The sequence below is a fragment of the Leisingera sp. ANG49 genome (assembly GCF_059694505.1).
This window is the reverse complement of sequence record NZ_JCATZN010000003.1, coordinates 256,354-280,062: the sequence shown is the minus strand read 5'-3', so window position 1 is coordinate 280,062 and position 23,709 is coordinate 256,354. Positions and strand designations below refer to the sequence as shown.

General features: G+C 63.7%; 30 protein-coding genes. 21 read left to right on the top strand and 9 right to left on the bottom strand.

The features are described 5' to 3' along the window. Nucleotides 1-9: 9 nt before the first annotated feature. Genes AC58NV_RS11755 through AC58NV_RS11740 form a run of 4 tightly spaced genes read left to right on the top strand, consistent with a single transcriptional unit; the run spans nt 10 to nt 2,779 of the window. Complete coding sequence (locus AC58NV_RS11755; protein WP_497227300.1) at nt 10-468, top strand: RidA family protein; 459 nt, start codon at nt 10-12, stop codon at nt 466-468. Continuing rightward, the gene (locus AC58NV_RS11750; RefSeq protein WP_497227299.1) at nt 465-1,238 is read left to right on the top strand and encodes a glycerophosphodiester phosphodiesterase family protein; all 774 of its coding nucleotides are present in this window, start codon (nt 465-467) and stop codon (nt 1,236-1,238) included. Before AC58NV_RS11755 ends, AC58NV_RS11750 begins: the two co-directional genes overlap by 4 nt. Nucleotides 1,239-1,286: 48 nt before the next feature. Continuing rightward, complete coding sequence (locus AC58NV_RS11745; RefSeq protein WP_497227298.1) at nt 1,287-2,474, top strand: GNAT family N-acetyltransferase; 1,188 nt, start codon at nt 1,287-1,289, stop codon at nt 2,472-2,474. Continuing rightward, nucleotides 2,471-2,779 carry a 4a-hydroxytetrahydrobiopterin dehydratase gene (locus AC58NV_RS11740; RefSeq protein ID WP_497227297.1) on the top strand — a complete coding sequence of 103 codons (309 nt, stop codon included), beginning with the start codon at nt 2,471-2,473 and terminating at the stop codon, nt 2,777-2,779. Before AC58NV_RS11745 ends, AC58NV_RS11740 begins: the two co-directional genes overlap by 4 nt. Nucleotides 2,780-2,926: 147 nt before the next feature. Here AC58NV_RS11740 and AC58NV_RS11735 read toward each other — a convergent pair whose 3' ends face one another. Continuing rightward, the gene (locus AC58NV_RS11735; protein WP_497227296.1) at nt 2,927-3,415 is read right to left on the bottom strand and encodes a peroxiredoxin; all 489 of its coding nucleotides are present in this window, start codon (nt 3,413-3,415) and stop codon (nt 2,927-2,929) included. Nucleotides 3,416-3,510: 95 nt separating this feature from the next. Here AC58NV_RS11735 and AC58NV_RS11730 point away from each other — a divergent pair, with 95 nt between their 5' ends. The 4 genes from AC58NV_RS11730 to AC58NV_RS11715 all read left to right on the top strand — a co-directional run bounded on the left by AC58NV_RS11730 (nt 3,511) and on the right by AC58NV_RS11715 (nt 6,280). Continuing rightward, on the top strand, nt 3,511-4,722 hold the full coding sequence (locus tag AC58NV_RS11730; RefSeq protein WP_497227295.1) for an NAD(P)/FAD-dependent oxidoreductase: 1,212 nt from the start codon (nt 3,511-3,513) through the stop codon (nt 4,720-4,722). Continuing rightward, nucleotides 4,719-5,279, top strand: a complete 561-nt coding sequence (rsmD, locus tag AC58NV_RS11725) for a 16S rRNA (guanine(966)-N(2))-methyltransferase RsmD (RefSeq protein WP_497227294.1) — start codon at nt 4,719-4,721, stop codon at nt 5,277-5,279. The genes AC58NV_RS11730 and rsmD overlap by 4 nt, the downstream gene beginning before the upstream one ends. Before the next feature lie 122 nt (nt 5,280-5,401). Beyond that, complete coding sequence (locus tag AC58NV_RS11720; protein WP_497227293.1) at nt 5,402-6,064, top strand: HAD family hydrolase; 663 nt, start codon at nt 5,402-5,404, stop codon at nt 6,062-6,064. Between the two features lie 24 nt (nt 6,065-6,088). Then, entirely contained in the window at nt 6,089-6,280 is a 192-nt protein-coding gene (locus tag AC58NV_RS11715; RefSeq protein WP_497227292.1) for a hypothetical protein, read from the top strand. Nucleotides 6,281-6,387: 107 nt separating this feature from the next. Here AC58NV_RS11715 and map read toward each other — a convergent pair whose 3' ends face one another. Next, nucleotides 6,388-7,197 (bottom strand): type I methionyl aminopeptidase, encoded by an 810-nt coding sequence (map, locus tag AC58NV_RS11710; RefSeq protein ID WP_366660594.1) that lies wholly within the window; start codon nt 7,195-7,197, stop codon nt 6,388-6,390. A 144-nt stretch (nt 7,198-7,341) separates the two neighbouring features. On the opposite strand from map, the gene AC58NV_RS11705 reads away from it, so the two are divergent. Continuing rightward, complete coding sequence (locus tag AC58NV_RS11705) at nt 7,342-8,241, top strand: mechanosensitive ion channel family protein (protein ID WP_497227291.1); 900 nt, start codon at nt 7,342-7,344, stop codon at nt 8,239-8,241. Between the two features lie 21 nt (nt 8,242-8,262). Here AC58NV_RS11705 and sfsA read toward each other — a convergent pair whose 3' ends face one another. Both sfsA and AC58NV_RS11695 read right to left on the bottom strand, forming a co-directional pair. After that, nucleotides 8,263-8,964 (bottom strand): DNA/RNA nuclease SfsA, encoded by a 702-nt coding sequence (sfsA, locus tag AC58NV_RS11700; protein WP_497227290.1) that lies wholly within the window; start codon nt 8,962-8,964, stop codon nt 8,263-8,265. A gap of 39 nt (nt 8,965-9,003) precedes the next feature. After that, nucleotides 9,004-9,759 carry an SDR family NAD(P)-dependent oxidoreductase gene (locus AC58NV_RS11695; RefSeq protein WP_497227289.1) on the bottom strand — a complete coding sequence of 252 codons (756 nt, stop codon included), beginning with the start codon at nt 9,757-9,759 and terminating at the stop codon, nt 9,004-9,006. A gap of 96 nt (nt 9,760-9,855) precedes the next feature. Between AC58NV_RS11695 and AC58NV_RS11690 the strand changes: the two genes are divergently transcribed. The 5 genes from AC58NV_RS11690 to AC58NV_RS11670 all read left to right on the top strand — a co-directional run bounded on the left by AC58NV_RS11690 (nt 9,856) and on the right by AC58NV_RS11670 (nt 13,417). Then, complete coding sequence (locus AC58NV_RS11690; protein ID WP_497227288.1) at nt 9,856-10,392, top strand: TetR/AcrR family transcriptional regulator; 537 nt, start codon at nt 9,856-9,858, stop codon at nt 10,390-10,392. A 64-nt stretch (nt 10,393-10,456) separates the two neighbouring features. Next, on the top strand, nt 10,457-11,188 hold the full coding sequence (locus AC58NV_RS11685) for a competence/damage-inducible protein A (protein ID WP_497227287.1): 732 nt from the start codon (nt 10,457-10,459) through the stop codon (nt 11,186-11,188). Then, complete coding sequence (locus AC58NV_RS11680) at nt 11,185-11,910, top strand: GNAT family N-acetyltransferase (protein WP_497227286.1); 726 nt, start codon at nt 11,185-11,187, stop codon at nt 11,908-11,910. The genes AC58NV_RS11685 and AC58NV_RS11680 overlap by 4 nt, the downstream gene beginning before the upstream one ends. 5 nt (nt 11,911-11,915) lie before the next feature. After that, on the top strand, nt 11,916-12,488 hold the full coding sequence (locus tag AC58NV_RS11675) for a peroxidase-related enzyme (RefSeq protein WP_366660587.1): 573 nt from the start codon (nt 11,916-11,918) through the stop codon (nt 12,486-12,488). Further along, complete coding sequence (locus AC58NV_RS11670) at nt 12,479-13,417, top strand: OmpA family protein (RefSeq protein WP_497227285.1); 939 nt, start codon at nt 12,479-12,481, stop codon at nt 13,415-13,417. The genes AC58NV_RS11675 and AC58NV_RS11670 overlap by 10 nt, the downstream gene beginning before the upstream one ends. A gap of 145 nt (nt 13,418-13,562) precedes the next feature. Here the strand turns inward: AC58NV_RS11670 and AC58NV_RS11665 are convergent, their stop codons facing one another. After that, entirely contained in the window at nt 13,563-14,486 is a 924-nt protein-coding gene (locus tag AC58NV_RS11665; RefSeq protein WP_497227284.1) for a GlxA family transcriptional regulator, read from the bottom strand. 94 nt (nt 14,487-14,580) lie between these two features. Here AC58NV_RS11665 and AC58NV_RS11660 point away from each other — a divergent pair, with 94 nt between their 5' ends. Further along, a complete protein-coding gene (locus AC58NV_RS11660) occupies nt 14,581-15,372 on the top strand; it encodes a class II aldolase/adducin family protein (RefSeq protein ID WP_497227283.1) in 792 nt (263 codons plus the stop codon). Nucleotides 15,373-15,653: 281 nt separating this feature from the next. On the opposite strand, the gene AC58NV_RS11655 is transcribed toward AC58NV_RS11660, so the two are convergent. Next, complete coding sequence (locus AC58NV_RS11655; RefSeq protein WP_497227282.1) at nt 15,654-16,565, bottom strand: LysR family transcriptional regulator; 912 nt, start codon at nt 16,563-16,565, stop codon at nt 15,654-15,656. Between the two features lie 163 nt (nt 16,566-16,728). After that, nucleotides 16,729-17,640, bottom strand: coding sequence for an AEC family transporter (locus AC58NV_RS11650; protein WP_497227281.1), 912 nt, complete (start codon nt 17,638-17,640; stop codon nt 16,729-16,731). A 196-nt stretch (nt 17,641-17,836) separates the two neighbouring features. Between AC58NV_RS11650 and AC58NV_RS11645 the strand changes: the two genes are divergently transcribed. The 3 genes from AC58NV_RS11645 (at nt 17,837) to AC58NV_RS11635 (ending at nt 19,031) form a co-directional block, all read left to right on the top strand. Further along, complete coding sequence (locus tag AC58NV_RS11645; RefSeq protein ID WP_497227280.1) at nt 17,837-18,277, top strand: DUF4399 domain-containing protein; 441 nt, start codon at nt 17,837-17,839, stop codon at nt 18,275-18,277. A gap of 76 nt (nt 18,278-18,353) precedes the next feature. Further along, a complete protein-coding gene (locus AC58NV_RS11640) occupies nt 18,354-18,674 on the top strand; it encodes an NIPSNAP family protein (protein WP_497227279.1) in 321 nt (106 codons plus the stop codon). Between the two features lie 12 nt (nt 18,675-18,686). Beyond that, on the top strand, nt 18,687-19,031 hold the full coding sequence (locus AC58NV_RS11635; RefSeq protein ID WP_497227278.1) for an antibiotic biosynthesis monooxygenase family protein: 345 nt from the start codon (nt 18,687-18,689) through the stop codon (nt 19,029-19,031). Nucleotides 19,032-19,087: 56 nt separating this feature from the next. Here AC58NV_RS11635 and AC58NV_RS11630 read toward each other — a convergent pair whose 3' ends face one another. After that, entirely contained in the window at nt 19,088-21,115 is a 2,028-nt protein-coding gene (locus AC58NV_RS11630) for an FAD-dependent oxidoreductase (protein WP_497227277.1), read from the bottom strand. A 138-nt stretch (nt 21,116-21,253) separates the two neighbouring features. Between AC58NV_RS11630 and AC58NV_RS11625 the strand changes: the two genes are divergently transcribed. Both AC58NV_RS11625 and AC58NV_RS11620 read left to right on the top strand, forming a co-directional pair. Beyond that, nucleotides 21,254-21,736 carry an RNA pyrophosphohydrolase gene (locus AC58NV_RS11625; RefSeq protein WP_497227276.1) on the top strand — a complete coding sequence of 161 codons (483 nt, stop codon included), beginning with the start codon at nt 21,254-21,256 and terminating at the stop codon, nt 21,734-21,736. Between the two features lies 1 nt (nt 21,737). Next, nucleotides 21,738-22,259, top strand: a complete 522-nt coding sequence (locus AC58NV_RS11620; RefSeq protein ID WP_497227275.1) for a hypothetical protein — start codon at nt 21,738-21,740, stop codon at nt 22,257-22,259. A gap of 5 nt (nt 22,260-22,264) precedes the next feature. Here the strand turns inward: AC58NV_RS11620 and AC58NV_RS11615 are convergent, their stop codons facing one another. Further along, nucleotides 22,265-23,140 carry an EamA family transporter gene (locus AC58NV_RS11615; RefSeq protein WP_497227274.1) on the bottom strand — a complete coding sequence of 292 codons (876 nt, stop codon included), beginning with the start codon at nt 23,138-23,140 and terminating at the stop codon, nt 22,265-22,267. Nucleotides 23,141-23,215: 75 nt separating this feature from the next. Between AC58NV_RS11615 and AC58NV_RS11610 the strand changes: the two genes are divergently transcribed. Then, nucleotides 23,216-23,701, top strand: a complete 486-nt coding sequence (locus AC58NV_RS11610) for a MarR family winged helix-turn-helix transcriptional regulator (RefSeq protein ID WP_497227273.1) — start codon at nt 23,216-23,218, stop codon at nt 23,699-23,701. Nucleotides 23,702-23,709 lie beyond the last annotated feature (8 nt).

The window sequence follows — 23,709 nt, the reverse complement described above, 5'->3', positions numbered from 1 at the left end:
GAATGCGCCATGAGCATCGAAGCAAAACTGAAAGAGCTGGGGGTGACCCTGCCTGACGCGCCGGCACCGGCGGCCAACTATGTGCCCTATGTGGTTGCAGGCGACATGGTCTATATCTCCGGCCAGATTTCGGCGGATGAAAACGGGCTGATCACCGGCACCCTGGGTGCGGACATGGATGTCAACGCAGGCCAGGCGGCGGCCAAACGCTGCGCCATTGCGCTGCTGGCACAGCTGAAGGCGGCTTGCGGCGGCGACCTGGAGCGTCTGGTCCGCGTCGTGAAACTGGGCGCATTTGTCAATTCGACGGCGGATTTCACCCAGCAGCCGCAGGTGGTGAACGGCGCCTCCGACTTCCTGGTCGAAGCGCTGGGCGACATCGGCCGCCACGCGCGCTCCGCCGTCAGCTCCCCCTCACTGCCGCTGGGCGTTGCGGTGGAAATCGACGGCGTGTTCCAGATCAAATGACGCCGCCCCTGCCTGCCGCCTTCCTGACTGTCCCGCTGGCCCACCGTGCGCTGCATGATGCTGCGGACGGGCGCCCGGAAAACAGCCGTGCTGCGATCCGCGCAGCACTCGCGGCAGGCTATGGGATCGAGATCGATTTGCAGTTGTCCCGCGACGGCTGCGCCATGGTCTTTCATGACTATGATCTGGACCGGCTGGCCGAGGGCACCGGTCCGGTCAGAGCCTGCAGCCGCGACGAACTGCGCGCCATCCCGCTGAAGGGCGGCGATGGTGAGGGCATCCCGGATCTTGCGGAGGTGCTGGAGCTGGTTGCAGGCCGGGTGCCGCTGCTGATCGAGCTGAAGGACCAGCATGGCGAAATGGGGATCACCGATGGCGTGCTTGAGCAGGCCGCGGCTGAAGCGTTGCAAGGATACGCAGGCCTAGTGGCGCTGATGTCCTTCAACCCCAGTTCCGTGGCGGAGCTGGCCAGGCTGGCACCGGACACAGCCCGCGGCATCACCACCAGCGCCTATGATCCGGCAGACTGGCAGGAACTGCCGAAAGCGGTCTGCGATGACCTGCGCGGCATTCCTGATTTTGACCGCAGCGGGTCCAGCTTCATCAGCCACGAGGCAAGCGACCTGGCCCGGCCGCGGGTGCAGGCGCTGCGCAACAGCGGGGTGCCGGTGCTGTGCTGGACCGTCAGATCGCCCGCCGAGGAAGCCGCGGCGCGGGCCTTTGCCGACAATGTGACATTTGAGCAGTACCTTTCACCGCTAACATCTTGATCGCGCTGGGCCGCACCCCACATCTTTGAAACGGTGCGGAGGAAATGCATGTCTCAGGCGCAGATCGAAATCCGGGTGCTGGCGTCGCTGTCGCAGATCGCGGCAGAGGACTGGGACGCCTGCGCCTGTCCGGAGGCGGCGGGCGGCGGGCGGCCGCTGGACCCCTTCACCACCTACAGGTTCCTTAGCGCGCTGGAAGAGAGCGGTTCGGTCGGTCCAGGCACCGGCTGGCAGCCGCAGTATCTGACCGCCTATCAGGAGGGCCGCCTGATCGCCTGCGCGCCGCTTTATGCCAAGGGGCACAGCCAGGGCGAATATATCTTCGACCACAACTGGGCGCATGCCTATGAGCAGGCCGGCGGCCACTATTACCCCAAGCTGCAGATCGCGGTGCCCTTTACCCCGGCCACCGGGCGGCGGTTCCTGGTGCGCCCGGGTTTTGACGGCATCGGCCATTCGGCGCTGTTGCAGGGGGCGGTGCAACTGGCGGCGGACAACAACCTGTCATCGCTGCATGTGACCTTCTGCACCCAGGACGAGGCTCGGCTGGGCGAGGAGATGGGGCTGATGCTGCGGACCACGCAGCAGTTCCACTGGCAGAACGATGGTTACGCCGATTTTGAGGCGTTCATGCGGGCGCTGTCCTCCCGCAAGCGCAAGAACATCCGCAAGGAGCGGATGCAGGCACAGTGCTTTGGCGGCGATATCCGCGTCTATCAGGGCGCCGGTCTGCGCCCCGAACACTGGGACGCCTTCTGGGAGTTTTACCAGGACACCGGCGCGCGCAAATGGGGTTCGCCCTATCTGACCCGGCAGTTTTTTGACATTGCGCACCGCACGATGGCGGATGATATCGCTCTGATTCTGGCCGAACGCAGCGGGCGCTATGTGGCGGGCGCGCTGAATTTCTTAGGCCGCAAAACGCTTTACGGCCGCTACTGGGGCTGCGTCGAACAGCACCCCTGCCTGCATTTCGAGCTGTGCTATTATCAGGCCATAGAGCTGGCGATTGCCTTGGGCCTTGACCGGGCAGAAGCCGGCGCACAGGGTGAACACAAGCTTGCGCGCGGCTACATGCCGTGCCAGACACACAGCTTGCACTGGATCGGCGATCCCGGGTTTGCCGGGGCCGTCGGACGCTACCTCGAGGCTGAGCGGGCCGCCACCGAGGAAGAAATTGAAATCTTGACCGACTACGGCCCGTTCCGCAAAGCCCATGTGGAGGAGCAAGAATGACGGAAAAACTGTCCGAGGCCACCCGCGGCCCGCTGCTGGAGCCGCTGTTCGCCACCGGTTGGGAGATGGTGGAAGGCCGCGATGCCATCACCAAGACCTTCAAATTCAACAATTTCGCTGACGCCTTCGGCTGGATGACCCGTGCCGCGATCTGGGCCGAGAAGTGGAACCATCACCCGGAATGGAGCAATGTCTACAACCGGGTGACGGTGGTGCTGACCACCCATGACGTGGACGGGATCAGCGCCCAGGACGCAAAGCTGGCGCGCAAGATGGACGGGCTGTTCGGCGAGCCGCAGGAGTGATCCGGGCGGCCTGAAAACAGGTCAGCTTTCCTGTCCAAATGTTTCGCGCGCGAAACATTCCGGCAGCAGTGCTGACCTTGTTTTTCACGAAATATTAAGGGTTTGTGGAGGTGGCCGCTTGAATAGGCGGCCACTGTATCTTCAGGCTCAGCCCATGGCTTCCAGCAGGCCTTCGCCGGCCGAGAGCTCGCACTGGCCGGGGTTTTCTTCCTTGTTGAGGATCTTCACCTCGCCGTCCTCCACCAGCATTGCATAGCGAAGTGAGCGGCCGATCAGCCCGGCGGAGGGCACATCCAGGCGCATCTCGATCGCTTCAGTAAAGGTGCATTCGGCATCCGAAAGCATGGTGATGCCGGCTTCGGTGGCACCGGTGTTGTCGCCCCAGATCGACATCACGAAAGGGTCGTTGCCGGCCAGGCAGATGATTTCATCGACGCCTTTGGCGGCGAACTGGTCCTTGGTGCGGATAAAGCTGGGCACATGGGCGGAATGGCAGGTGCTGGTAAAGGCGCCCGGAACCGCGAAGATCACGACTTTGCGCCCCTTCAGCTTGCTCGACAGCTGAACCTGCTCCGGCCCGTCGTCCCCGATCCGCGTCAGCACGGCGTCCGGCAGTTGGTCTCCAACAGAAATCATCGCACGTTCCTCTTTCTCCTGATTGCGTTTTGGGGCCCCGCGTATATAGGGTCCGTTGAAAGCGTGACGGGAACTATTGCGGGAGGCAAGGGAATATGTCCCACATCGTCGTGATTGGAGCGGGGCAGGCGGGGTCCTCGCTGGTGGCAAAACTGCGCAAGGACGGGTTCGAGGGGGAGATCACCCTGATCGGCGCGGAGGAGGCGCTGCCCTATCAGCGGCCGCCTCTGTCCAAGGCGTATCTGCTGGGCGAGATGGAAGTGGAACGGCTGTTCCTGCGGCCGGAGAGCTTCTATGCCGAGAACAACATCACCCTGAAGCTGGGCCAGCGCGTCACCGGGATCGATCCGGCGGCCAAGACGGTGTCGCTGGGCGATGAGGTGATCTCCTACGACCAGCTGGCGCTGACCACCGGGTCCGATCCGCGCCGCCTGCCGGCCGCGATTGGCGGCGGTCTGGACGGTGTTTATGTGGTGCGCGGGCTGACCGACGTGGACGCGATGGCGCCCAGCGTGACCGAAGGCAAGCGCGCGCTGATCGTCGGCGGCGGTTACATCGGCCTGGAGGCGGCAGCCGTCTGCGCCAAGCGCGGCGTGCATGTCACCCTGGTGGAAATGGCAGACCGGATCCTGCAGCGTGTTGCGGCGCCGGAGACCTCTGACTTCTTCCGGAATCTGCATTCCAGCCATGGTGTGGACATCCGCGAGGGCGTCGGCCTGGAGCGGCTGGACGGCGAGGACGGCAAGGTCACCCGCGCCATTCTGAGCGGCGGTGAAGTTCTGGATGTGGATTTTGTCGTGGTTGGCGTCGGCATCACGCCCTCGTCGCAGCTGGCGGAGATGGCCGGTCTGGAACTGGAAAACGGTATCAAGGTGGACGCCAAGGGCTGCACCTCCGATCCGTCTATCTGGGCGGCGGGAGATTGCGCCTCCTTCCCGTTCCAGGGCAACCGGATCCGGCTGGAAAGCGTGCCCAATGCCATCGATCAAGCGGAAGTCGTGGCGCAGAACATGCTGGGCGCGGACAAGGACTATATCGCAACGCCCTGGTTCTGGTCGGATCAATACGATGTCAAATTGCAGATTGCGGGCCTGAACACCGGTTACGACAATGTGGTCACCCGTCAGGGCGAGGGGAGCCAGGTTTCTTTCTGGTACTACAAGGGCGACCAGCTGGTGGCAGTGGACGCGATGAACGACCCGCGCGCCTATATGGTGGCCAAACGGCTGATCGATGCGGGCAAGACCGCTGACAAGGCGGTTGCCGGCGATCCTGCCGCGGATCTGAAACCGCTGCTTAAGGCGTGAGGATCATTGCAGGAGACTACCGCGGCCGGGCCTTGGCCGCGGTGGGCAAGGGGGACGCGGGCGCCCATCTGCGCCCCACCACCGACCGGGTGCGCGAAAGCCTGTTCAATGTGCTGATGCACACCGGCGCCATTCCCGGCGCCCGGGTGCTGGACCTGTTTGCAGGCACCGGCGCGCTGGGGCTGGAAGCGCTGTCGCGCGGCGCGGCGGAAGTTCTGTTCGTCGATGACGGGCGTGTGTCCGGCGGCCTGATCCGCAAGAACATCGCCATCTGCCGGGCGGAAGACCGCTGCACACTCGCGCGCCGTGATGCGCTGAAGCTGGGGGCGAACCCTGATGCGCCGTATGATCTGATCTTCCTCGATCCGCCTTATGGCAAGGGGCTGGGGGAGAAGGCGCTGGCGGCTGCGGTGGTCGGCGGCTGGGTTGCGGAGGATGCCCTGGTGGTCTGGGAGGAAAGCGCGCCGATGGCCGCGCCGGACGGGTTTGAGCTGCAAGACAGCCGCAAGTACGGCGATACCCATATCACCCTGATGTGGCGGGATGTTTCCAGCTGAAACAGACCAGGCAAGGGATTCCTCGTTGCCGGTTTGCCGCACTGCCGGTGCTGTTCTAAACAAGGCCAAACCGCTCGCCTGCGCGGCGCAGGCGCTGAGTTTTCCGAGATGGAGAGGGATTTATGCCCAAAACGTTCCCGACCCCGAAACTGGTGATCTTCGACTGTGACGGCGTGCTGGTGGACAGTGAGCCGGTTTCGAACCAGGCGATGGCGGAAAACCTGACCCGCCGCGGACTGCCGCTGACTGCGGAGCAATCGATGGCGCATTTTGTTGGCTGCACAATGGCCGGCGTGATGCAGCAGGCCCGCTCCATGGGCGCCGATCTGCCGGACAGTTGGATCGAAGAAATCTACGCCGAAGTTTTTGCGAGGCTGAGACAAGGGGTTCCTCTGATTCCGGGCATTCCCGCGTTGCTGGCGCGGCTGGATACCCATGGCATCCCGGTTTGCGTGGCGTCCAATGGCAGCGAGGAGAAGATGCGGATCACCCTAGGCCAGAACGGCCTTTGGGAGCGCTTTCACCCGCATGCAATGTTCTCGGCCCATGCGCTGGGGGTGGCCAAGCCGGAGCCGGGACTGTTTTTGGCCGCTGCCAGCCATTTCGGGGTACAGGCGCGCGATTGCCTTGTGATCGAGGACAGCGGCAGCGGTGTCACCGCCGCCGTGCGTGCCGGAATGCGCTGCCTTGGTTATGCGCCGAAAGGCGGCGGCAGGGCACTTGCCGCGCTGGGAGCGGAAGTGTTCAGCGACATGGCAGAAGTGCCGGCGCTTTTGTCGATCTGAGGGCTCTGTGCTATCTTTCAAGGCATGGAACAGACATTGCGCAGCCCGTTCCTGCCGCCTGTGACCAAGGCCGAAGCCGGGACAAAACCCAAGCCGAAACCAGCCCGGATACCGCTATTCATTCAGGATGCGGTGACACCGTGGGGGGGCGGCACCCTGCTTCTGGCCTTGTGGCGCATACAGGAAGCTGAGCGGCAGGACGGCACCGGCTCCTGACAGGATCGGTCCTTTATCCGGCTGAAAGCACCCCTGGGCTGTGAGTTGGGGCGACAAAGGCTCATGCCCAGATGGTGGCGGGCTGCCCCGGCTTCAGCCTTGGGGATTTACCCGTAGGTCGGGTGGAATTTTCCGGCCGGGGACAGGGTGAAAATGTCGGCCCCGTCTGCGGTTACCCCGATCGAATGCTCGAACTGCGCTGACAGGGACTTGTCGCGGGTGACCGCGGTCCACTCATCGGCCAGGATCTTGGTTTCCGGGCGGCCCAGGTTGATCATCGGCTCGATGGTAAAGAACATGCCTTCCTCCAGCACCGGGCCGGTGCCGGGGCGCCCGTAGTGCAGCACGTTCGGCGGCGCGTGGAACACGGTGCCCAGGCCGTGGCCGCAGAAGTCGCGCACGACGCTCATCCGCTGGGCTTCGGCATAGGTCTGGATGGCATGGCCGATGTCGCCGAAGGTGTTGCCGGGCTTCACCGCCTCGATCCCCTTCATCAGCGAATCATGGGTGACCTGGATCAGCCGCTCCGCCTTGCGGCTGAGCTTGCCCGCCACAAACATCCGCGAGGTATCGCCGAACCAGCCGTCGACGATCACTGTCACGTCAATATTGAGGATATCGCCGTCCTTGAGCTTCTTGTCGCCGGGAATGCCGTGGCAGACCACATGGTTCACCGAGATGCAACTGGCGTGCTGATAGCCCTTGTAGCCGATGGTGGCGGATTTTGCGCCCGCGTCTTCGACCATTTGGGTGATGATGCGGTCGATCTCGCCGGTGGACTGACCGGGGAACACATGGGCTGCGATATCGTCCAGAATGCGCGCGGCAAGCGCACCCGCCTTGTGCATGCCGGCATAGTCGCCGGCTTCATGAATGCGGATGCCGTCCTTGGTAGTGCGGCCGTCTTTCGATCTCATCACGCAGAGCTCCATCACGTTCTTTGCGTAGCTATGTAAGGGGTTCCGCCGAAAAGGGCCAGAGCGGGGTTGCGGGAACTTTTCCCGCTCCGGCGCGTTTCCCTGTCAGCAGAATTGAATTGGCAGCAAGGGGATCACAGCGGCATGGAAAGCTTCAACAGCCTGATGCAATCCGAAATCTACGACGGAAGATCGCTGGCGGATCTGGTCACGCTGGAATTCCTGGCGCAGGCGTTGGGCAGTGTGCTGGCCGCGGTGGTCATTTTGCTGGCGGGCTTCATCGTTGCAGGCTGGGTCAAGCGGCGGATCGTGCAGCTGGGTGACACCAATGCCAGGCTGGATGTGACCCTGTTTCATTTCCTCGGCAACCTGGCCCGCTATGTCATCCTCGCCTTTGCGGCCTTGTTTGTGCTCAACACTTTTGGCGTCAAGACCACCTCCATCGTGGCAGCGATCGGTGCGGCCGGCCTGGCAATCGGCCTAGCGATGCAGGGGGCGCTGTCGAATGTGGCGGCAGGCGTGATGATCATCCTGTTCCGCCCGTTCAAGCTGGGCGACTTCATCGAAGTGAATGATGAGATGGGCACGGTGCATGAAATCACCCTGAACAACACGGTGATTGCCAGCCTTTCGAACCTGAAGGTGATCATCCCGAACTCTGAGGTCTGGGGCAATACGATCAAAAACTACTCTTCCTTCGATACACGCCGGGCCGAGTGGACCTTTGGTGTCGGCTATGGTGCCAACCTGGCGACCGCCGAGCAGGTGATCCGCGATACGATCATGGGCGACAGCCGGTCGCACAACGACCCGGAGCCGTTCATCCAGGTCAATGAGCTGAACAGCAGCTCTGTCGATTTCCTGGTGCGTGTCTGGGTCGATGCGGGGGAGTACTTCCAGTATCAGGCCGACATGAAGCGCAAGGTGAAGGAAGCGCTGGATGAGGCTGGAGTCGATATTCCGTTCCCGACCCGCACGCTGATCCAGGCCAAACCGGAGCACGAGGAGGGGGCCTCGGAGAAACAGGTGGATCAGGCGGCCTGAGCAGCTGCCTGGCCCGGGCTGTTACTCTGGCTTGAGCGGCCCGGCGACCTCAACACCCTGCGGGGTGATCCGCGTGCCCAGCACCAGTTTCTCCACCCCGGCGGCCTGGGCGCTGGCAAAGGCATCTGCGTAGGCCGGGTCGATATCGGAGGCCAGCTGGAAGCGGTCGCAGTCGGTGCGCTGAACCAGGTAGAGCATGACTGCGCGGTGGCCTTGCGCCACCATTCTGGCCAATTCCCCCAGGTGCTTGGTGCCGCGGGCTGTGACACTGTCGGGAAACTCTGCCAGCCCCGGTTCGCGCGACAGGGTCACGCTCTTCACTTCAACATAGCAATCGGCCAGGCCGACCTGCTGCAGCAGGAAGTCGATGCGGCTTTTCTCACCGTATTTCACTTCGGGGCGCACGGTCTTGTAGGCGGCGAGTTCCGGAACTTCCCCCGCTTCCAGCGCGGCACGCAAGGCGCGGTTCGGCACCGAAGTGTCGACGCCGGTGAAATGGCCGTCCGCGTGCTCCACCAGCCGCCAGCCGTGTTTCAGCTTCTTCTTGGGATCGTCGTTGGGCTCCAGCCAGACCTTCATGCCCGGCTCGGCCAGCCCCATCATGCTGCCGGGGTTGGCGCAATGGGCGGTGATTTCCCGACCGTCTTCCAGCCGGCAATCGGCGAGAAAGCGTTTGTAGCGGCGGATCAGTGTGGCGGGGATCAGGGGCTGGGCAAAGTTCATGGCGAGATGACTATCCCAGCCCAGCCCGGTAGCAAAGCCCTAGTTGCGCCCGGCCATGACGCCGCCGTCGACATCCCAAATGGCGCCGGTCACCCAGGCAGCCTGATCCGACAGCAGGTGGAGCACGGTGGCGGCAATGTCAGCCGGGCGGCCGACGCGGCCAATCGGGTGGAAGGCGTCGAAGCCGCTGGTCAGCGTATCCTCGATCTGCGCCGGGTCGATGAAGGCGCCGTAGATCGGGGTGACCACCACCGCGGGGGCCACCGCGTTCACCCGGATGCCGTGGTCCGCCAGCTCCATCGCCAGGTGCTGCGTCAGGGCGTGCAAGCCGGCCTTGGCCATGGAGTAAGCTGAACTGGGGGTCGCCTTGATGGCTTGCTTGGCCCACATGGAGCCGATGTTGACGATGGCACCGCCGCCGTTGCGCTGCATGTTGGTTGCAACGGCCTGAGTCAGGAAAAACGTGGCGCGGTTCAGCCCCATGTAACGGTCGTAGTCTTCGAGCCCGTGTTCAAGGAAAGGTTTGGGAGCAAAAACGCCGGCAGCATTGACCAGCTTGCTGATGTAGCGGCTGTCTGCCTTCAGTTCTGCCGCCAGTTCTTCGACAGCTGCGAAATCCATCAGGTCGATCTGCCGGGCCTCGGCGAGGGCCCCGAGCTCAGCCTTGGCGGCCTCAAGCTTGGCAGCGGACGAGCCCAGCAGGGTGACATGTTGTCCCGATTTGACCAGCTGGCGGGCGGTTTCCAGACCCATTCCCGAGGATCCGCCGATTATCAGTACGGTTTCAGTCGTCATAGCGATTCTCCTATCTATCAGTAGGTAGATAAATGTGGATTGTGCTGCCTGCCGTCAAGACCTATCTGTAGATAGGTAGACAGATGAGGGGTGAACATGGCAAAGCCGGACACCGCGGAACGCATCCTGGACATTGCGGAGAAGGCAGCGCGCACAGGTGGCTACAACGCCTTCAGCTTCCGTGAAATTGCTGCGGAAATCGGTATCAAATCGGCCTCTGTCCACTACCATTTTCCGACCAAGGAAGCCTTGGGGGAGGCTTTGGCGGAGCGGTATTCGGACAATTTTTTCAAAGTCTTGGGTGATCCCCAAGGGGCGAATCCCGCGGAATTGCTCAAGCGCTATGTTGCATCTTATGGCGCGGCTCTGAAACAGGACGGGCTGATGTGCCTGTGCGGCGTCTTCGGGGCCGAGATTGCCGATTTGCCGCCACCGGTGGCCAGGGCAACACGGGCGTTTTTCGAGCGCAACCTCGACTGGCTGCGGCAGGTCCATTGCCGTCAAGGGATGGCGCCGGAGCAAGCCGAAAAGGCTGCCGCGCATATGATTGCGGCCCTGGAAGGGGCGATGATACTGGCCCGCGCGATGGGGGATGCGGCGCTGTTCGACGCTGCGGTTGCGGGGCTTTCCTAGTCGCTTTGGCCCTTGTGCCGCCCCGCCGGCAGGGTATTTTCACGCTCAGCCAAGGGAGATGCTTATGTCCGCAACGCCTAACCCTACTGCCGCCATGCTGGTCATCGGGGATGAAATCCTTTCGGGCCGCACCCGCGATGCCAATATGCATTTTCTTGCGGGGGAGCTGACCAAACACGGCATCGACTTGAAGGAAGCCCGCGTTGTCAGCGACGATGAGGCGGCGATCATCGCCGCTGTGCAGGCGCTCTCGGGTGCTTATGACCAAGTGTTCACCAGCGGCGGCATCGGGCCGACACATGATGACATCACTGCCGATTGCATCGCCATGGCGTTTGACGCGCATCTGGATGTGCGCGACGATGCCCGGGCGATCCTGCAGGCGCATTACGATACCCAGGGGCTGGAGATGAACGAGGCGCGGCTGCGGATGGCCCGCATCCCGAATGGCGCGGTGCTGATCGACAACCCGGTCTCGGCGGCGCCGGGGTTCACCATCGGCAATGTGCATGTGATGGCGGGGGTGCCGATGATTTTCCAGGCGATGGTGGCGAGCGTGATGCCGACCCTGACCGGCGGCAGGCCGATGCTGTCGCAGACCCTGCGGGTGCTGCGCGGCGAGGGTGAGATTGCCGGACCGCTGCGCGCCTTGGCTGAGGCCTATGGCGATCTGTCGGTGGGCTGCTACCCGTTCCAGAAAGACGGCGCTTTCGGCGCCAATATCGTGATCCGCGGCACAGATGGCGTGCGGATCGACGCGGCGATGACCGAGCTGGCAAAGGAGCTGGACCAGTGACCACCGATCCCCGTTATTACGCCGTGACCGAGGCGACCTGGCCGCCGGCTGCGTTGCGCAAGCTTGGTCCCGTTACCCTGCGCGCGGGGCAGGGCGGCGGCAGCCGGGTGTCGGCAGCGACGGTGAACGGTGCAGCGTCGGACGCGGAGATTGCAGCGGCTGAGGATGCAATGCGCGCCATGGGCCAGGACTGCCTGTTCATGATCCGCGATGGTGAGACGGAGCTGGACGCGCAGCTGGAGGCACGGGGATACGCGGTGAAGGACCCGGTCAACCTGTGGACCTGCCCGGCGGAGCGGCTGACAGATATTCCGGTGCCCCGTGTCACTGCTTTCTGCGTCTGGGAGCCGCTGGCAATCCAGCGTGAGATCTGGGCGCAGGGGGGCATCGGGCCGGAGCGGCTGGCTGTTATGCAGCGGGTGCAGGGGCCCAAGACCGGGCTGCTGGGACGCCACAGGGACAAACCAGCCGGTGCCGGTTTCGTGGCCATTCACGACGGGGTGGCGATGGTCCACGCGCTGGAAGTCCTGCCGCATCAGCGCCGGGCCGGCATGGGCGCCTGGATGATGCGCCAGGCGGCGTTCTGGGCGCTGGAGAACGGCGCCAGCGAACTGGCGGTGCTTTGCACGAAACGTAACGAGGGCGCCAACGGGCTTTACGCTTCCCTCGGCATGGACTGTGTTGGACAGTACCACTACAGGATTATGCAACAAGGCGATTGAACGCGATGAGTGACCAGACCCAGCCCACAGCCCTCGACCTGCCGATGGTGGATCCGCTGCCGCCGGAAACGCAGAAGTACTTCGATATCTGTGTCGAGAAACTGGGCTTTGTGCCGAATGTGCTGAAGGCAAATGCCTTTGACATCGACAAGCTCAATGCCTTCACGGCGATGTACAATGACCTGATGCTGGCGGACAGCGGTCTCAGCAAGCTGGAGCGGGAGATGATCGCCGTGGTGGTTTCCTCGATCAACCGTTGTTTTTATTGCCTGGTGGCCCATGGCGCCGCGGTGCGGCAGCTGTCCGGCGATCCGCAGCTGGGCGAGATGCTGGTGATGAACTACCGGGTGGCGCCGCTGGATGCGCGGCAGCGGGCGATGCTGGATTTTGCGGCCAGGATGACCACGGCGAGCGCGGAGATTGAAGAGGCCGACCGGCAAGCTTTGCGCGATGCAGGTTTTAGCGACCGGGACATCTGGGACATCGCCAATGTCGCCGGTTTCTTCAACATGTCGAACCGGGTGGCCAGCGCCACCGCCATGGTGCCCAACCCGGAATATCACAGCCAGTGCCGTTAAGACCTCTGATTGCAGCGGCTGCGGCGGTGTTCCTGTCTGGGATGCTGAGTGCAGCGGAGCTCACCCTGCCGGCCAGTGCAACTGCGATTTCCGAGCGGGCGACAGCGCTCGGCGTGTATCAGCTGCCCATTGGTCCGGAAGACGCGGACAAGGTTCCGTCAGAGCGGTTCGAGGGGCAGATCACCCGCCGCACCTGGCGGGCGGACGGGCAGAGCACGGTGCTGCAAATCCTGGCGCCCCTGCGGGACCAGCTGGTGGAGCAGGGCTACGAGGTGCGGCTGGACTGCGCGGCGCGCGATTGCGGCGGCTTCGGTTTCCGGTTCGGGATCGAGGTGGTGCCCACGCCGGACATGATGGTGGATATCTCCCGCTATCACTTCCTGTCTGCAGCCAGGGGGAGAGAGGCGGTCTCTGTCCTGGTGTCGCGGGCAGGCGGGGCGGCCTTTATACAGGTGATAAGCGTTCGGCCGCCGGATACAGCGCCAGCCATGGTAAAACCTGTTGTTCAGGCGCAGGCAGACCCCGTACAGGAGACGACGGACCCGGGGCGGCCGGTTGAACTGGCCAAGGTGCTGGAAGTGCGCGGCCATGCAGTGCTGACTGATCTGGTTTTTGACAGCGGCTCCACCCGGCTTCGCGAAGGGCGTTACGGCAGCCTAGGGGAGCTGGCAGCGTATATGGCCGCCAATCCGCAGTACCGGCTGCTGCTGGTGGGCCATACCGACCTGGTGGGATCGCAGGCGCAGAACGCGGATATTTCCGAACGCCGGGCGCAATCGGTTAAGGAACGGCTGGTAGAGGCCTACGCGGCCGACGAGGCGCGCATCGATACTGCGGGCGCCGGGTTTCTGGCGCCGATTGCCAGCAACCTGAACCCGGAAGGCAGAGAGGCCAACCGGCGGGTCGAGGCGGTGCTGCTCGCCAACTGACAGCGGGCAAAAAAATACAATCGAACCTTCCCGCCCCTGCTGGTGCCTTGGTGCTGCCAAATCTCCTGACCTAACGGGCGTGGTGGAGTTTCCCTGTGCCTGTGAGGAGGGGGATGCCTTCGGTGAGGATTCGCCCGGCAGGCTCTCAGCCACGGCGCATATCGCGCGGGCTGCGCTGGTACATAGCTTTGAACTGGCGGGAGAACCCCGGCAGCGAGGCAAATCCGGTGGCCAGTGCCACCTCAGTGACCGGCATGACGGTGCTGAGAAGCAGTTCGCGGGCCCGCTGAAGGCGTATCTGCAGATAGGTCTCCTGGGGTGTCATGCCCAGCCCGCGTTTGCAGCGCAGGCGCAACGCTTTCAGGCTGAGGCCGAGGCGCCTGGCAATGTCTGGCAGCGCCAGGGGGTCTTGCAAGTTGTTCAGCATCACCTGCTGCATCTTCCCCAGCACCGGGTCGGCTGAGGGCTGCAGCCGCTGGCGCACCTCCGGCGGACGGATGGAGCCATGTGCCATGTCCTCCGAGGTGGCGGCCGCCAGCCCGTCCGGGCCGGTGGCGGAAACCCAGGCCAGCATTGCGTCGCCCGTGGCGGTGCCGCCCACGGCGGTCAGCCTGCGGCGGCCGAAACAGTAGATCCGGTCGCTGACGGCAATATCGGGCCAGCGCTCGCGAAAGCCCGCCTCGGCTTCGTGGTGCAGTACCGCTTCATGCCCGTCCAGATAGCCCAGTTGGGCCAGCACCACGGTGCCGGTGTCAATGCCGCCCAGCGTGGCGCCAGCGCTCCCGGCCCGTGCAATATAGGCGCGTAGCCCCTGCGGCAGGTGACGCAAGGGATCGTAGCCGGCGCAAAGCAGCACCAGATCGGGCGGTTCGCCGAGGTCCCAGCCGCTGCGGTCCGGCGCGGCCAGCCGTCCGCTGGAGGCAGGCACCTGCGCCTGGGTGACGCTGAGCGTCTCCCATGTGTACAGCGGGCGCCCGGCATTCTTGTTGGCAATGCGCAGGGTTTCAGCGGCCAGCACATAGGCCAGCATCTGGAACTCAGGAAACAGGATGAAGCTCACCTTCGGCATGCCAGGAAGTTATATACAAGAATCGGGTGTTTCCATGCAAATGACGCAGGTTTCCAGCAGCTAGGGTTTTCCAGTCACAGGAAAGGAGACGCCAATGACCGTCATGACCCCGACCCCGCTGCAGGGCCGCCCGGCGAGTTGCTCGGACGCCGAATGGGAGGCCCGCTGCGAGCTGGCCGCGATCTACAACGCGCTTGTGAAATACCGGCTGACCGATCAGACCAACCAGTGGCACGCGATCCGGGTGCCCGGAGAGGACGCTCTGATCACTCATCACTATGGCTGGATGCATGAGGAGGTGACCGCGTCGAACCTGATCAAGGTTGGCTTCGACCGGATGAACCACAATCCGGAAAACGGCGAGCCGAATCCCTCGGCCACCGAGATCGGCAAGCTGTTCTTCGAGGCGGAGCCGGAGAAAAACTGCATCATGCATATCCATACCAAGGCGATCATGGGGGTGTCTGCCCAGGCAGGCGGGGTAGGCCCCTACAGCCAGGCCTATCTGATGATCGGCGGCGGCGATGTGCTGGGCTACACCGACTATGAGTTCGAGTGCACCGAGGATTTCCTGACCGGGCTGCTGGATGCTGGCCGCGGCAAGAAGGCGGTGGTCGAGGCATGGCATGGTGCCTTTGTGTTCGGGGCGACAGCGGGGGAAGCATTCTTCCGCTCCTTTTACCTGGATCAGGCCTGCGCGGTGCAGCTGGAGGTGCAGAAGGCGGCAGCCTGTCCGGGCGTCGAGGTCCGCACCATCCCGGAGAGAGAGCAGAAGCGGCACTTGCGCGACATGGCGGCAAGTGATTGGTACGGCTATGAAGGCGAGCTGGAGTGGCACGCCATCCGCCGCCGTCTGGATGCCGAAGCGCCGCATTACAAAAACTGAACCTGGGGTTAGCAGCCGTCCGGGGGCTCCCGCACCTTGGCCGCGGCATCACAGATGCCGCCGAAAGTCTTGGGCCCGGCACCGTGCCTGAGCACGGCGTGCGCCGCGTAGCGGCGCCTGGCCCAACGGGTGCGGGTCAATCTGTGATTGGCTCGGGACGTGCGGGAGCCTTCCCATCCGCTTTTGGCACCCGCCGTTGCAGGTTTCAAAAAAAGCCCCCGCGAGTGGCGCGGGGGCAGGTCTTCGAGGGATGTCTTGGCCCGGTTTTCCGTTGAACCGGTTCAGGTTTTCCATTCGGACGGGTCGCGGTCGGCAAAGGCCGCCACCAGGAAGTCGATGAAGGCCCGCACCTTGGGCTGGGTGAACTTGCCAGGCGGGTAGACGGCATAGATGCCCTGGGTTTCCACCGGCAGGCTGGGCATCACATCCTCGACCAGCCCTTCCTCCATGGCCTCAGAGTAAAGGTAGCTGGGCAGGTAGGCGATGCCGAGACCGGAGATGGCCGCATTCAGTAGAGACTGGCCGTCATTGACCGACAGCCAGCCGGAGGTGCGCACCTGGCGTTTTTCGCCTGACGGCGCGGTGATCTTCCAGACGTTGCCGCTGGACTGGCTGGAGTAGTGCAGCAGTTTGTGGATGTTCAGCTCGTCGATCTTCTGCGGACGGCCGTATTTCTCCAGGTATTCCGGTGAGGCGATCATCCGTTTGGTGGTCTCGGTCAGCTTGCGGGCGCGCAGGGAGCTGTCTTCCAGCTCGCCGATCCGTACGGCCATGTCGAAGCCCTCGGAGATCAGTTCCACATAGCGGTTGTTCAGCACCATGTTGACTGTGATATCCGGGAAGTCGCGCAGAAAGTCCGACAGCACCGGCGACAGGTGGTTCACGCCGAAATCGGTGGCGACAGAGATCCGCAATAGACCCGAAGGTGCTGACTGCATCGAGGTGACCAGCGCGTCCGCCTCGCCTGCATCATTCAGCACCCGGCGGGCGCGATCGTAATAGGCCAGGCCGATCTCGGTCGGGGAGACCCGGCGGGTGGTGCGGTTCAGCAGTCTTGCACCCAGGCGGGCCTCCAGGCTGGAGACATGTTTGGAGACGGCCGATTTGGAAATCCCCATCTTGCGTGCCGCATCGGTGAAGCCGCCCTGGTCCACCACATTGGCAAAGGCCTCCATTTCCATCAGTCGGTCCATATTCACCCATCCTAGTAAAGCCGTGTTGCCCTGAAGCTGCCGGGGAAATCGGGCAAGAACGGGGCGGAGGTGGGATAATTGCGAGGTTTCGCCGGGATCGTTTGCGCTGTGGAAACGGCTGGAGCTGAAGAGGGCTGCCGAATGCGGGAAGGTTAATGATTTCTTAAATCACGAGCCTGATCGTCAGGATCCACAGGGGCAGGGTCGCCGCGCTGAGCAGGGTGGATTGCGCTATAAGTGTGGCAGCCAGCGTGCGGTCGGCGCCAAAGGCAGAGGCGAGCACATGCGCCGCGGAGGCTGTGGGCAGGGCGGCAAACAGCACCAGCACCGCGGCAAAGCCGGGATCGCTTTCCAGCAGCAGGCAAGCGGCCAGCACAATGGCAGGCACCAGAACAAGCCGGACCAGGCAAAGATAACCGTTGAACAGGTCGAGCCGCGCCAGCGCCCGCCAGTTCATAGTGGCGCCGATGGAGAGAAGCGCAATTGGGATCGCTGCATGGGCCAGCATCTCGGCAGGTGCCAGGATCGGCGCAGGAATCTTGTAGCCCGAAAGCCCCACTGCAACACCTGCGACCGAGGCCAGCAGGAAAGGATTGAGCGCGATCTTCACCGCTGTTTCACGCAGCGAGAGGCTGCCGCCGCGTGACAGCGCGGTGACGGCCATGACATTGGCCACCGGCACGGCCATGCCGATGGCAACCGCCATCTGGCCGGTCAGCTCCTTGCCGGTCGAGGGCAGGGCGACAAAGGCAATGGCGGTATTGAAGCGCCAGGCGGTCTGCCAGGCGCCGGCGAAGTCGAGAAACTTCCCGGGCCCGAACCTGCGCGCCAGAAAGCCGAGGCCAAGCGCCAGGGCCAGGATGCTCCAGACCGCGGGGCCAATACGGCCGAGGTCGGCAATGGCGATTGGGCGGCCGCTGGCGGCAAAGAACAGCAGCGCGGGAAACAGCACTTCGAAATTCAGCCTGTCGAGGCCTTGCCATGCCTGCGGCGACAGCCGTCCGCGGACCAGGCCGCCAAGAGCAACCATCAGGAAACTGGGAGTCAGGCCCATCAGAATAACTGCAAATACCACGATTGCCCTCGCCTTGCGGTTCGGGTGCGACACTGCCGCCGCATGACGCCGCAGGCAAGCGGAACGCGGAACTGGGTCCTGGCTTTCGGTGAAGGTGACGCAAAATTGTGCATGTGCCGTCACCGCAGGGATTGCCGCCGCTGGCGCTGCTCCTAGCTTTATTCTGTTTGTTGAACAATTTGCTGGAGGATCCGGTATGAAAATTCTGTTGGCTGCTGCCGCCGCCCTGTGCCTGGCCGCACCGCTTGGGGCGCAGGAGCGGACACCGTCGCACCCGGATGCGAAGGTGTATTTCGTTAACCTGAAGGATGGCGCAACCGTCACCTCGCCAGTGACAGTTGTGTTCGGCCTCTCGGGCATGGGGGTCGCGCCAGCGGGCACAGAAAAAGAGCATACCGGCCATCACCACCTGCTGATTGACCGCCCGGCCATCGGGGAGGGCGAGGACGGTGCTGACGAATTGCTGTACGGCTTGCCAGCGGATGAGCACCATGTGCATTTCGGCGGCGGTCAGACGGAGGCCACCATCGAACTGTCGCCGGGCCGCCACACGCTGCAGCTGGTGCTGGGCGACACCAGCCATGTGCCGCATGACTCACCGGTGGTGTCTGAGGTGATCACCATCAACGTGGAGTGATACTTCGGCGTGCGGCGAAGCATCCGCCGGATCATGCAGGCTAGGCAGGAGGTCCTGAACATTCGAAGGACCTGCCATGCTGACCTGCATAATCCGCTACCGCATCGACCCCGCCAAGAAGGCGCAGTTCGAACAATACGCCAGCAACTGGGGTCAGGCGATCCCGCGCTGCGGCGCGGACCTGGTCGGCTATTTTGCGCCGCACGAGGGGTCCTCTACGCTGGCGTACGGCATTTATAACGTGAACAGCCTGGCGGAGTACGAAGCCTACCGGGCGCGGCTGGCGGCCGACCCATTGGGGCGCGAGAATTACGAGTTCGCGCAAAAGGAACGGTTTTTGCTGCGCGAGGACCGGACCTGGCTGAAGCTGGCTTCGGCGCCGCATGGTGTGAGATAGGAGAAGACCTGCATGATTGCTGTCATCTTTGAAGTGGAGCCTGCTGAGGGCATGAAGGACACCTACCTGGAACATGCCGCCGGACTGCGGCCGCTGTTCGAGGGGATCGAAGGGTTCATCTCGGTCGAACGCTTCCAAAGCCTGACAACGCCGGGCAAGCTGCTGTCGCTGTCGTTCTGGCAAAGTGAGGCAGCCTTGGCCGCCTGGCGCCAGCTTCCGGCGCACCGGGCGGCGCAAGCCAAGGGGCGCGGCGGATACTTCGCGGACTACCGTCTGAGGGTTGCGGGGGTGATCCGCGACTACGGGATGGAGGCGCGGGCGGAGGCCCCGGCGGACAGCGTTGCTGTGCATGGCTGAGGCCGCACGGGCCTCGTCCCTTAAGGGCGGCTGCAGGCGGGAGGTCTTCTTTGGTGTCACAGGCTGGCGGCCAGCCGGGTGCCCTGGTTGATGGCGCGCTTGGCGTCCAGTTCTGCAGCCACATCGGCGCCGCCGATCACATGGGCAGTGATGCCGCGCTCGGCCAGCTGGTCGGCCAAGGACCGCTCGGAAACCTGGCCTGCGCATAGAACGATGGTATCCGCCGGAATCACCCGCGGGTTTTCGCGGGTTTCCCCAAAGCTCACATGCAGGCCCTCTTCGTCGATCCGCTCGTAGTTGACGCCGCCGACGAATTCCACCTCCTTCATCTTGAGCGTTGCCCGGTGGATCCAGCCGGTGGTCTTGCCCAGCCGCTTGCCGTGGCGTTCGGCCTTGCGCTGCAGCAGGGTCACCTGGCGGGCAGGGGCCGCGGGCTGGGGGCCCTCGGGCGCCAGGCCCGCGCGGTGCTCAGCCGGGTCGGCCACACCCCATTCCTTCATCCAGGCGGGCAAGTCGGTGGCCGGGCTGTGGCCTTCTTCCAGAAGGTATTCGGAGACGTCAAAGCCGATGCCGCCGGCGCCGACCACGGCGACGCGCTGGCCCACCGGCTTCTTGTGGCGCAGCACGTCGATGTAGCTCAGCACGTTGCCCCGGTCCTGACCGGGGATTTCAGGGTCGCGCGGCAGCACGCCGGTGGCAATCACCACCTCGTCGAAGCCGGTCAAATCATCCGCGGAAACCTCACGGCCAAGTTCCAGAGCGATGCCGGCGTCGGCCACCATCACCCGGTACCAGTCCACAAGGCCCCAGAACTCCTCCTTGCCCGGCACTTGCTTGGCCATGTTGAGCTGGCCGCCGATCTCGTCTGCACGGTCAAACAGCGTCACCCGATGGCCGCGCTGGGCGGCGGTGAGCGCGGTGGCAAGGCCTGCAGGGCCAGCGCCGACGATGGCAACGGTCTTGGCAGACGCAGCCGGTTCGATCACCAGTTCGGTCTCGTGGCAGGCGCGCGGGTTGACCAGGCAGGACGTCAGCTTGCCGCTGAAGGTGTGGTCAAGGCAGGCCTGGTTGCAGGCGATGCAGGGGGCGATCTGATCCGCCTGACCCGCTTCGGCCTTGGCGAAAAAATCGGCATCCGCCAGCATCGGCCGCGCCATCGACACCATGTCGGCGCAACCGTCCGCTAGCACCTCTTCGGCCACTTCCGGCGTGTTGATGCGGTTGGAGGTGATCACCGGAATGCCGACCTTGCCCATCAGCTTTTTCGTCACCCAAGCAAAGGCCGCGCGCGGAACGCTGGTGGCGATGGTCGGAATGCGGGCCTCGTGCCAGCCTATACCGGTGTTGAGAATTGTGGCGCCGGCCTTTTCGATCTCCTGCGCCAGCTGCACAACTTCGTCGTGGGTAGAGCCCTCCGGCACCAGGTCGATCATCGACAGGCGGTAGATGATGATGAAATCGCGGCCCACGGCCTCGCGGGTGCGGCGCACCACTTCGATGGGCAGCCGCATCCGGTTTTCATAGGAGCCGCCCCAGCGGTCGGTGCGCTTGTTGGTGTGGGTGACCAGGAACTGGTTGAGGAAGTAGCCCTCGCTCCCCATGATCTCGACGCCGTCATAGCCTGCCTCCTGTGCCAGCCGGGCGGCGTTCACGATGTCGGCGATCTGCTTTTCTATGCCGTCCTCGTCCAGCTCATTCGGCGGGAAAGGGGAGATCGGCGACTTCACCGGGCTGGGGGCGACGCATTTCGGGCCGTAGGCGTATCGGCCCGCATGCAGGATCTGCATGGCGATCCTGCCGCCGGCCTCATGCACCCGGTCTGTCACCACGCGGTGGTTTTCCACGTCCTTGGCCGAGGTCATCATCGAGGCGCCGGGCAGCACCGAGCCTTCCAGGTTAGGGCCGATCCCGCCGGTCACCATCAGCGCAACGCCGCCGCGGGCGCGGGCGGTATAGAATTCCGCCACACGGTTCCAGTCGCCGGTTTCCTCCAGCCCGGTGTGCATCGAACCCATCAGCACCCGGTTCTTCAGCGTGGTAAAGCCCAGATCCAGCGGGGCAAGCAGGTTGGGGTACGCAGTCATCTAAAACTCTCCCTGGCAGTTGCCGCCTAGGATCACGGGGCGCGGGCGGCTTGTCACGGGCAAACGCCGCGTCACCCCCTTGCGTGCCCCTGCGGCAAGCGGTCTAAGGTTATGCCAGCGTTTAGTGAGGAGAGCCGGATGACGCCGGAAGATATTGCCAAGCTGCCCTACCGCCCGAATGTGGGGGTGATGCTGATCAATGCCGAGGGCGCGGTGTTCGTTGGGCAGCGCAAGGACCGCTACAAGGATGCCTGGCAGATGCCGCAGGGCGGGATCGACGCGGGCGAGGACCCGCGGATTGCGGCGCTGCGCGAGCTGGAGGAAGAAACCGGTGTGGCACCCGATCTGGTCGAGATCATCGCCGAGAGCGACGGCTGGCTGCCTTATGACCTGCCGCATGACGTGGTTCCCAGCTTCTGGGGCGGCAAATACCGCGGGCAGGAGCAGAAGTGGTATCTGATGCGGTTTCTGGGGACGGATGATCAGGTCAATATCGAGACGGATCATCCGGAGTTCTCCGCCTGGTGCTGGCAGCCGGTGGAGAGCCTGGTGGAGAAGATCGTCCCCTTCAAACGCGAGGTTTATGCGCGAGTGGTGGCAGAGTTCCGGGAGTATTTATGAGATGGGATTGAAAAACCGCTTTCAAACAGCTGGAACCGGTGCCGCCCTGGCCGCGTGTCTTGTAATTACTGCTGCAAGCCCTGCCGCAGCCCTCAGCTGCCTGCCATGGGGACCCGCGGATGCATATTTGCATGCTGCGAAGTCGGAGAGCGTGTATAACGTCATCGCAGGCGAGTTGCGGTTTGACAAAACCCTGTTGCCGCAGTCGCATTCAGACAATCCCATCGATACGCCGCCGCTTACCCGCATCCCGGCGCAGCTGACGGGCAAGGTGCTGGAAGACAAGTATTTCTCGGGCCGGGTCAATGTGCCAGCAGTGCTGGAAGTGGAATGCCTTGGCCCCTGGTGCGGTGGGATAACGCCCGGTCCAGATTATGTGTTCTTTGCCGAGCAGCGCGGCAAAGAGCTGGTTATCCGGGCCAATGCTTGCGGCGGGTTTGCGTTTGACGACACAGCGGACGTGCGGAAACAGGTGCTGAACTGCCACCGCGGCAAGGCTTGCGATCCATCCATGCCGCGGTGACGGGGTTACTCTGCCGGGGCTGAGGTGCGTTTTGCGCGCAACCGCAGCCGGGACTGGCCGAGCCACAAGCTGAAAAGGGCCAGCAGCGCGCCCAGCATCTGGTCGGGCGTCAGGGTTTCGCCCAACAGCAGCCAGCCCAGGATCACAGCGGACAGCGGGCTGAGCACTCCGAGCAGCGAAACTTGCGACGGGTCGATTTGGGCAAGGCCTCGGAACCACAGGATATAGGTCAGCGCGCCGCCAATCAGGCTCATGTAGGCAAGGCCCAGAACATTGGCGGCCGTGAAGGCCGGCATTTCCGGCACCATCCACAGCGCGACAGGCAACAGCAGCAGCCCGCCGGCGGTCAGCTGCCAGGCGGTAAAGGTGAGGGGAAGCACCTGTGGCTGCCACTTGCGGGTCAGCACAACGCCTGCAGCCATCGACAGGGCGCCGCCAAGCCCGGCCAAGACGCCCAGCGTGTCCAGCTTGGCGGCCGGGGTCAGCACCAGCAAGGCAACACCTGCCATGCTTAGAAGCGCGGCGGCAACGGCCACGGCGCGGATCTGCGTCTGCAGCAGCAGGGCGGACATGAACACCACGATCAGCGGTTGCACAGCCCCAAGGGTTGCCGCGACGCCGCCAGGCAGGCGGTAGGCTGACAGGAACAGGAGCACCCAGAACAGCGAGAAGTTCAAAGCGCCCAGCACCAGCAGCTTCGGCAGCCAGTTGAGCGGCGGCAACTGGCGCACCAGCACCAGCAGCAGCAGGCCTGCGGGCAATGCCCGCAGCAGCGCCACCACCAGCGGCGAGTGGCCGGGCAGGAAAGTTGTCGTCACGATGTAGCTGCTGCCCCAGATGGCAGGGGCCAGCGCGGTCAGCAGAAGGGTCTGGATCGGCATGTGGTTCTCCTTATCTTGATGTCGAGATAATGGATTTTATCTTGACGTCAAGATGTAAATGCCTAAACCGGTTGCATGGACCATGTGGATTTTATCACCCAGCAATGGGGGCAGGAGCGGCCGGAACTGGATGTGACGGCCATGGGCGTGATCGGCCGGGTGGCACGGCTGTATCTGGCCTATCAGCGCGAAATGCATAAGACATTTGCGGAATTCGGGCTGAATGCGGCCAAGTTTGATGTGCTGGCAACCTTGCGCCGGTCCGGGCCACCTTACACGCTGTCGCCGGGCGATCTGCTGAAGGCGACAATGGTGGCCTCCGGCACCATGACCAACCGCATCGACCGGCTGGAGGCGGACGGGCTCGTCAAGCGCACGGTGAACCCGGAAGACAGCCGCAGTTTCCTGGTGGGGCTGACGGAGGAGGGGTTTGCGCTGATCGACCGGGCTGTGACTGCGCATGTGCAGACCCAGGCGCGGCTGCTTGAGGGCATGAGCCCGCAGGACGTGGAAACGTTTACGGCGCTTCTAGGCGAGGCTCTGACGGCGGCTGACAGCTGAGGCCAGGG

Coding starts and splice junctions, on each gene's coding strand:
- AC58NV_RS11755 (WP_497227300.1), top strand. CDS start 10: ATGAGCATCGAAGCAAAACTGAAAGAGCTGGGGGTGACCCTGCCTGAC.
- AC58NV_RS11750 (WP_497227299.1), top strand. CDS start 465: ATGACGCCGCCCCTGCCTGCCGCCTTCCTGACTGTCCCGCTGGCCCAC.
- AC58NV_RS11745 (WP_497227298.1), top strand. CDS start 1,287: ATGTCTCAGGCGCAGATCGAAATCCGGGTGCTGGCGTCGCTGTCGCAG.
- AC58NV_RS11740 (WP_497227297.1), top strand. CDS start 2,471: ATGACGGAAAAACTGTCCGAGGCCACCCGCGGCCCGCTGCTGGAGCCG.
- AC58NV_RS11735 (WP_497227296.1), bottom strand. CDS start 3,415: ATGATTTCTGTTGGAGACCAACTGCCGGACGCCGTGCTGACGCGGATC.
- AC58NV_RS11730 (WP_497227295.1), top strand. CDS start 3,511: ATGTCCCACATCGTCGTGATTGGAGCGGGGCAGGCGGGGTCCTCGCTG.
- AC58NV_RS11720 (WP_497227293.1), top strand. CDS start 5,402: ATGCCCAAAACGTTCCCGACCCCGAAACTGGTGATCTTCGACTGTGAC.
- AC58NV_RS11715 (WP_497227292.1), top strand. CDS start 6,089: ATGGAACAGACATTGCGCAGCCCGTTCCTGCCGCCTGTGACCAAGGCC.
- map (WP_366660594.1), bottom strand. CDS start 7,197: ATGAGATCGAAAGACGGCCGCACTACCAAGGACGGCATCCGCATTCAT.
- AC58NV_RS11705 (WP_497227291.1), top strand. CDS start 7,342: ATGGAAAGCTTCAACAGCCTGATGCAATCCGAAATCTACGACGGAAGA.
- sfsA (WP_497227290.1), bottom strand. CDS start 8,964: ATGAACTTTGCCCAGCCCCTGATCCCCGCCACACTGATCCGCCGCTAC.
- AC58NV_RS11695 (WP_497227289.1), bottom strand. CDS start 9,759: ATGACGACTGAAACCGTACTGATAATCGGCGGATCCTCGGGAATGGGT.
- AC58NV_RS11690 (WP_497227288.1), top strand. CDS start 9,856: ATGGCAAAGCCGGACACCGCGGAACGCATCCTGGACATTGCGGAGAAG.
- AC58NV_RS11685 (WP_497227287.1), top strand. CDS start 10,457: ATGTCCGCAACGCCTAACCCTACTGCCGCCATGCTGGTCATCGGGGAT.
- AC58NV_RS11675 (WP_366660587.1), top strand. CDS start 11,916: ATGAGTGACCAGACCCAGCCCACAGCCCTCGACCTGCCGATGGTGGAT.
- AC58NV_RS11665 (WP_497227284.1), bottom strand. CDS start 14,486: ATGCCGAAGGTGAGCTTCATCCTGTTTCCTGAGTTCCAGATGCTGGCC.
- AC58NV_RS11660 (WP_497227283.1), top strand. CDS start 14,581: ATGACCGTCATGACCCCGACCCCGCTGCAGGGCCGCCCGGCGAGTTGC.
- AC58NV_RS11655 (WP_497227282.1), bottom strand. CDS start 16,565: ATGGACCGACTGATGGAAATGGAGGCCTTTGCCAATGTGGTGGACCAG.
- AC58NV_RS11645 (WP_497227280.1), top strand. CDS start 17,837: ATGAAAATTCTGTTGGCTGCTGCCGCCGCCCTGTGCCTGGCCGCACCG.
- AC58NV_RS11640 (WP_497227279.1), top strand. CDS start 18,354: ATGCTGACCTGCATAATCCGCTACCGCATCGACCCCGCCAAGAAGGCG.
- AC58NV_RS11635 (WP_497227278.1), top strand. CDS start 18,687: ATGATTGCTGTCATCTTTGAAGTGGAGCCTGCTGAGGGCATGAAGGAC.
- AC58NV_RS11630 (WP_497227277.1), bottom strand. CDS start 21,115: ATGACTGCGTACCCCAACCTGCTTGCCCCGCTGGATCTGGGCTTTACC.
- AC58NV_RS11625 (WP_497227276.1), top strand. CDS start 21,254: ATGACGCCGGAAGATATTGCCAAGCTGCCCTACCGCCCGAATGTGGGG.
- AC58NV_RS11620 (WP_497227275.1), top strand. CDS start 21,738: ATGGGATTGAAAAACCGCTTTCAAACAGCTGGAACCGGTGCCGCCCTG.
- AC58NV_RS11615 (WP_497227274.1), bottom strand. CDS start 23,140: ATGCCGATCCAGACCCTTCTGCTGACCGCGCTGGCCCCTGCCATCTGG.
- AC58NV_RS11610 (WP_497227273.1), top strand. CDS start 23,216: ATGGACCATGTGGATTTTATCACCCAGCAATGGGGGCAGGAGCGGCCG.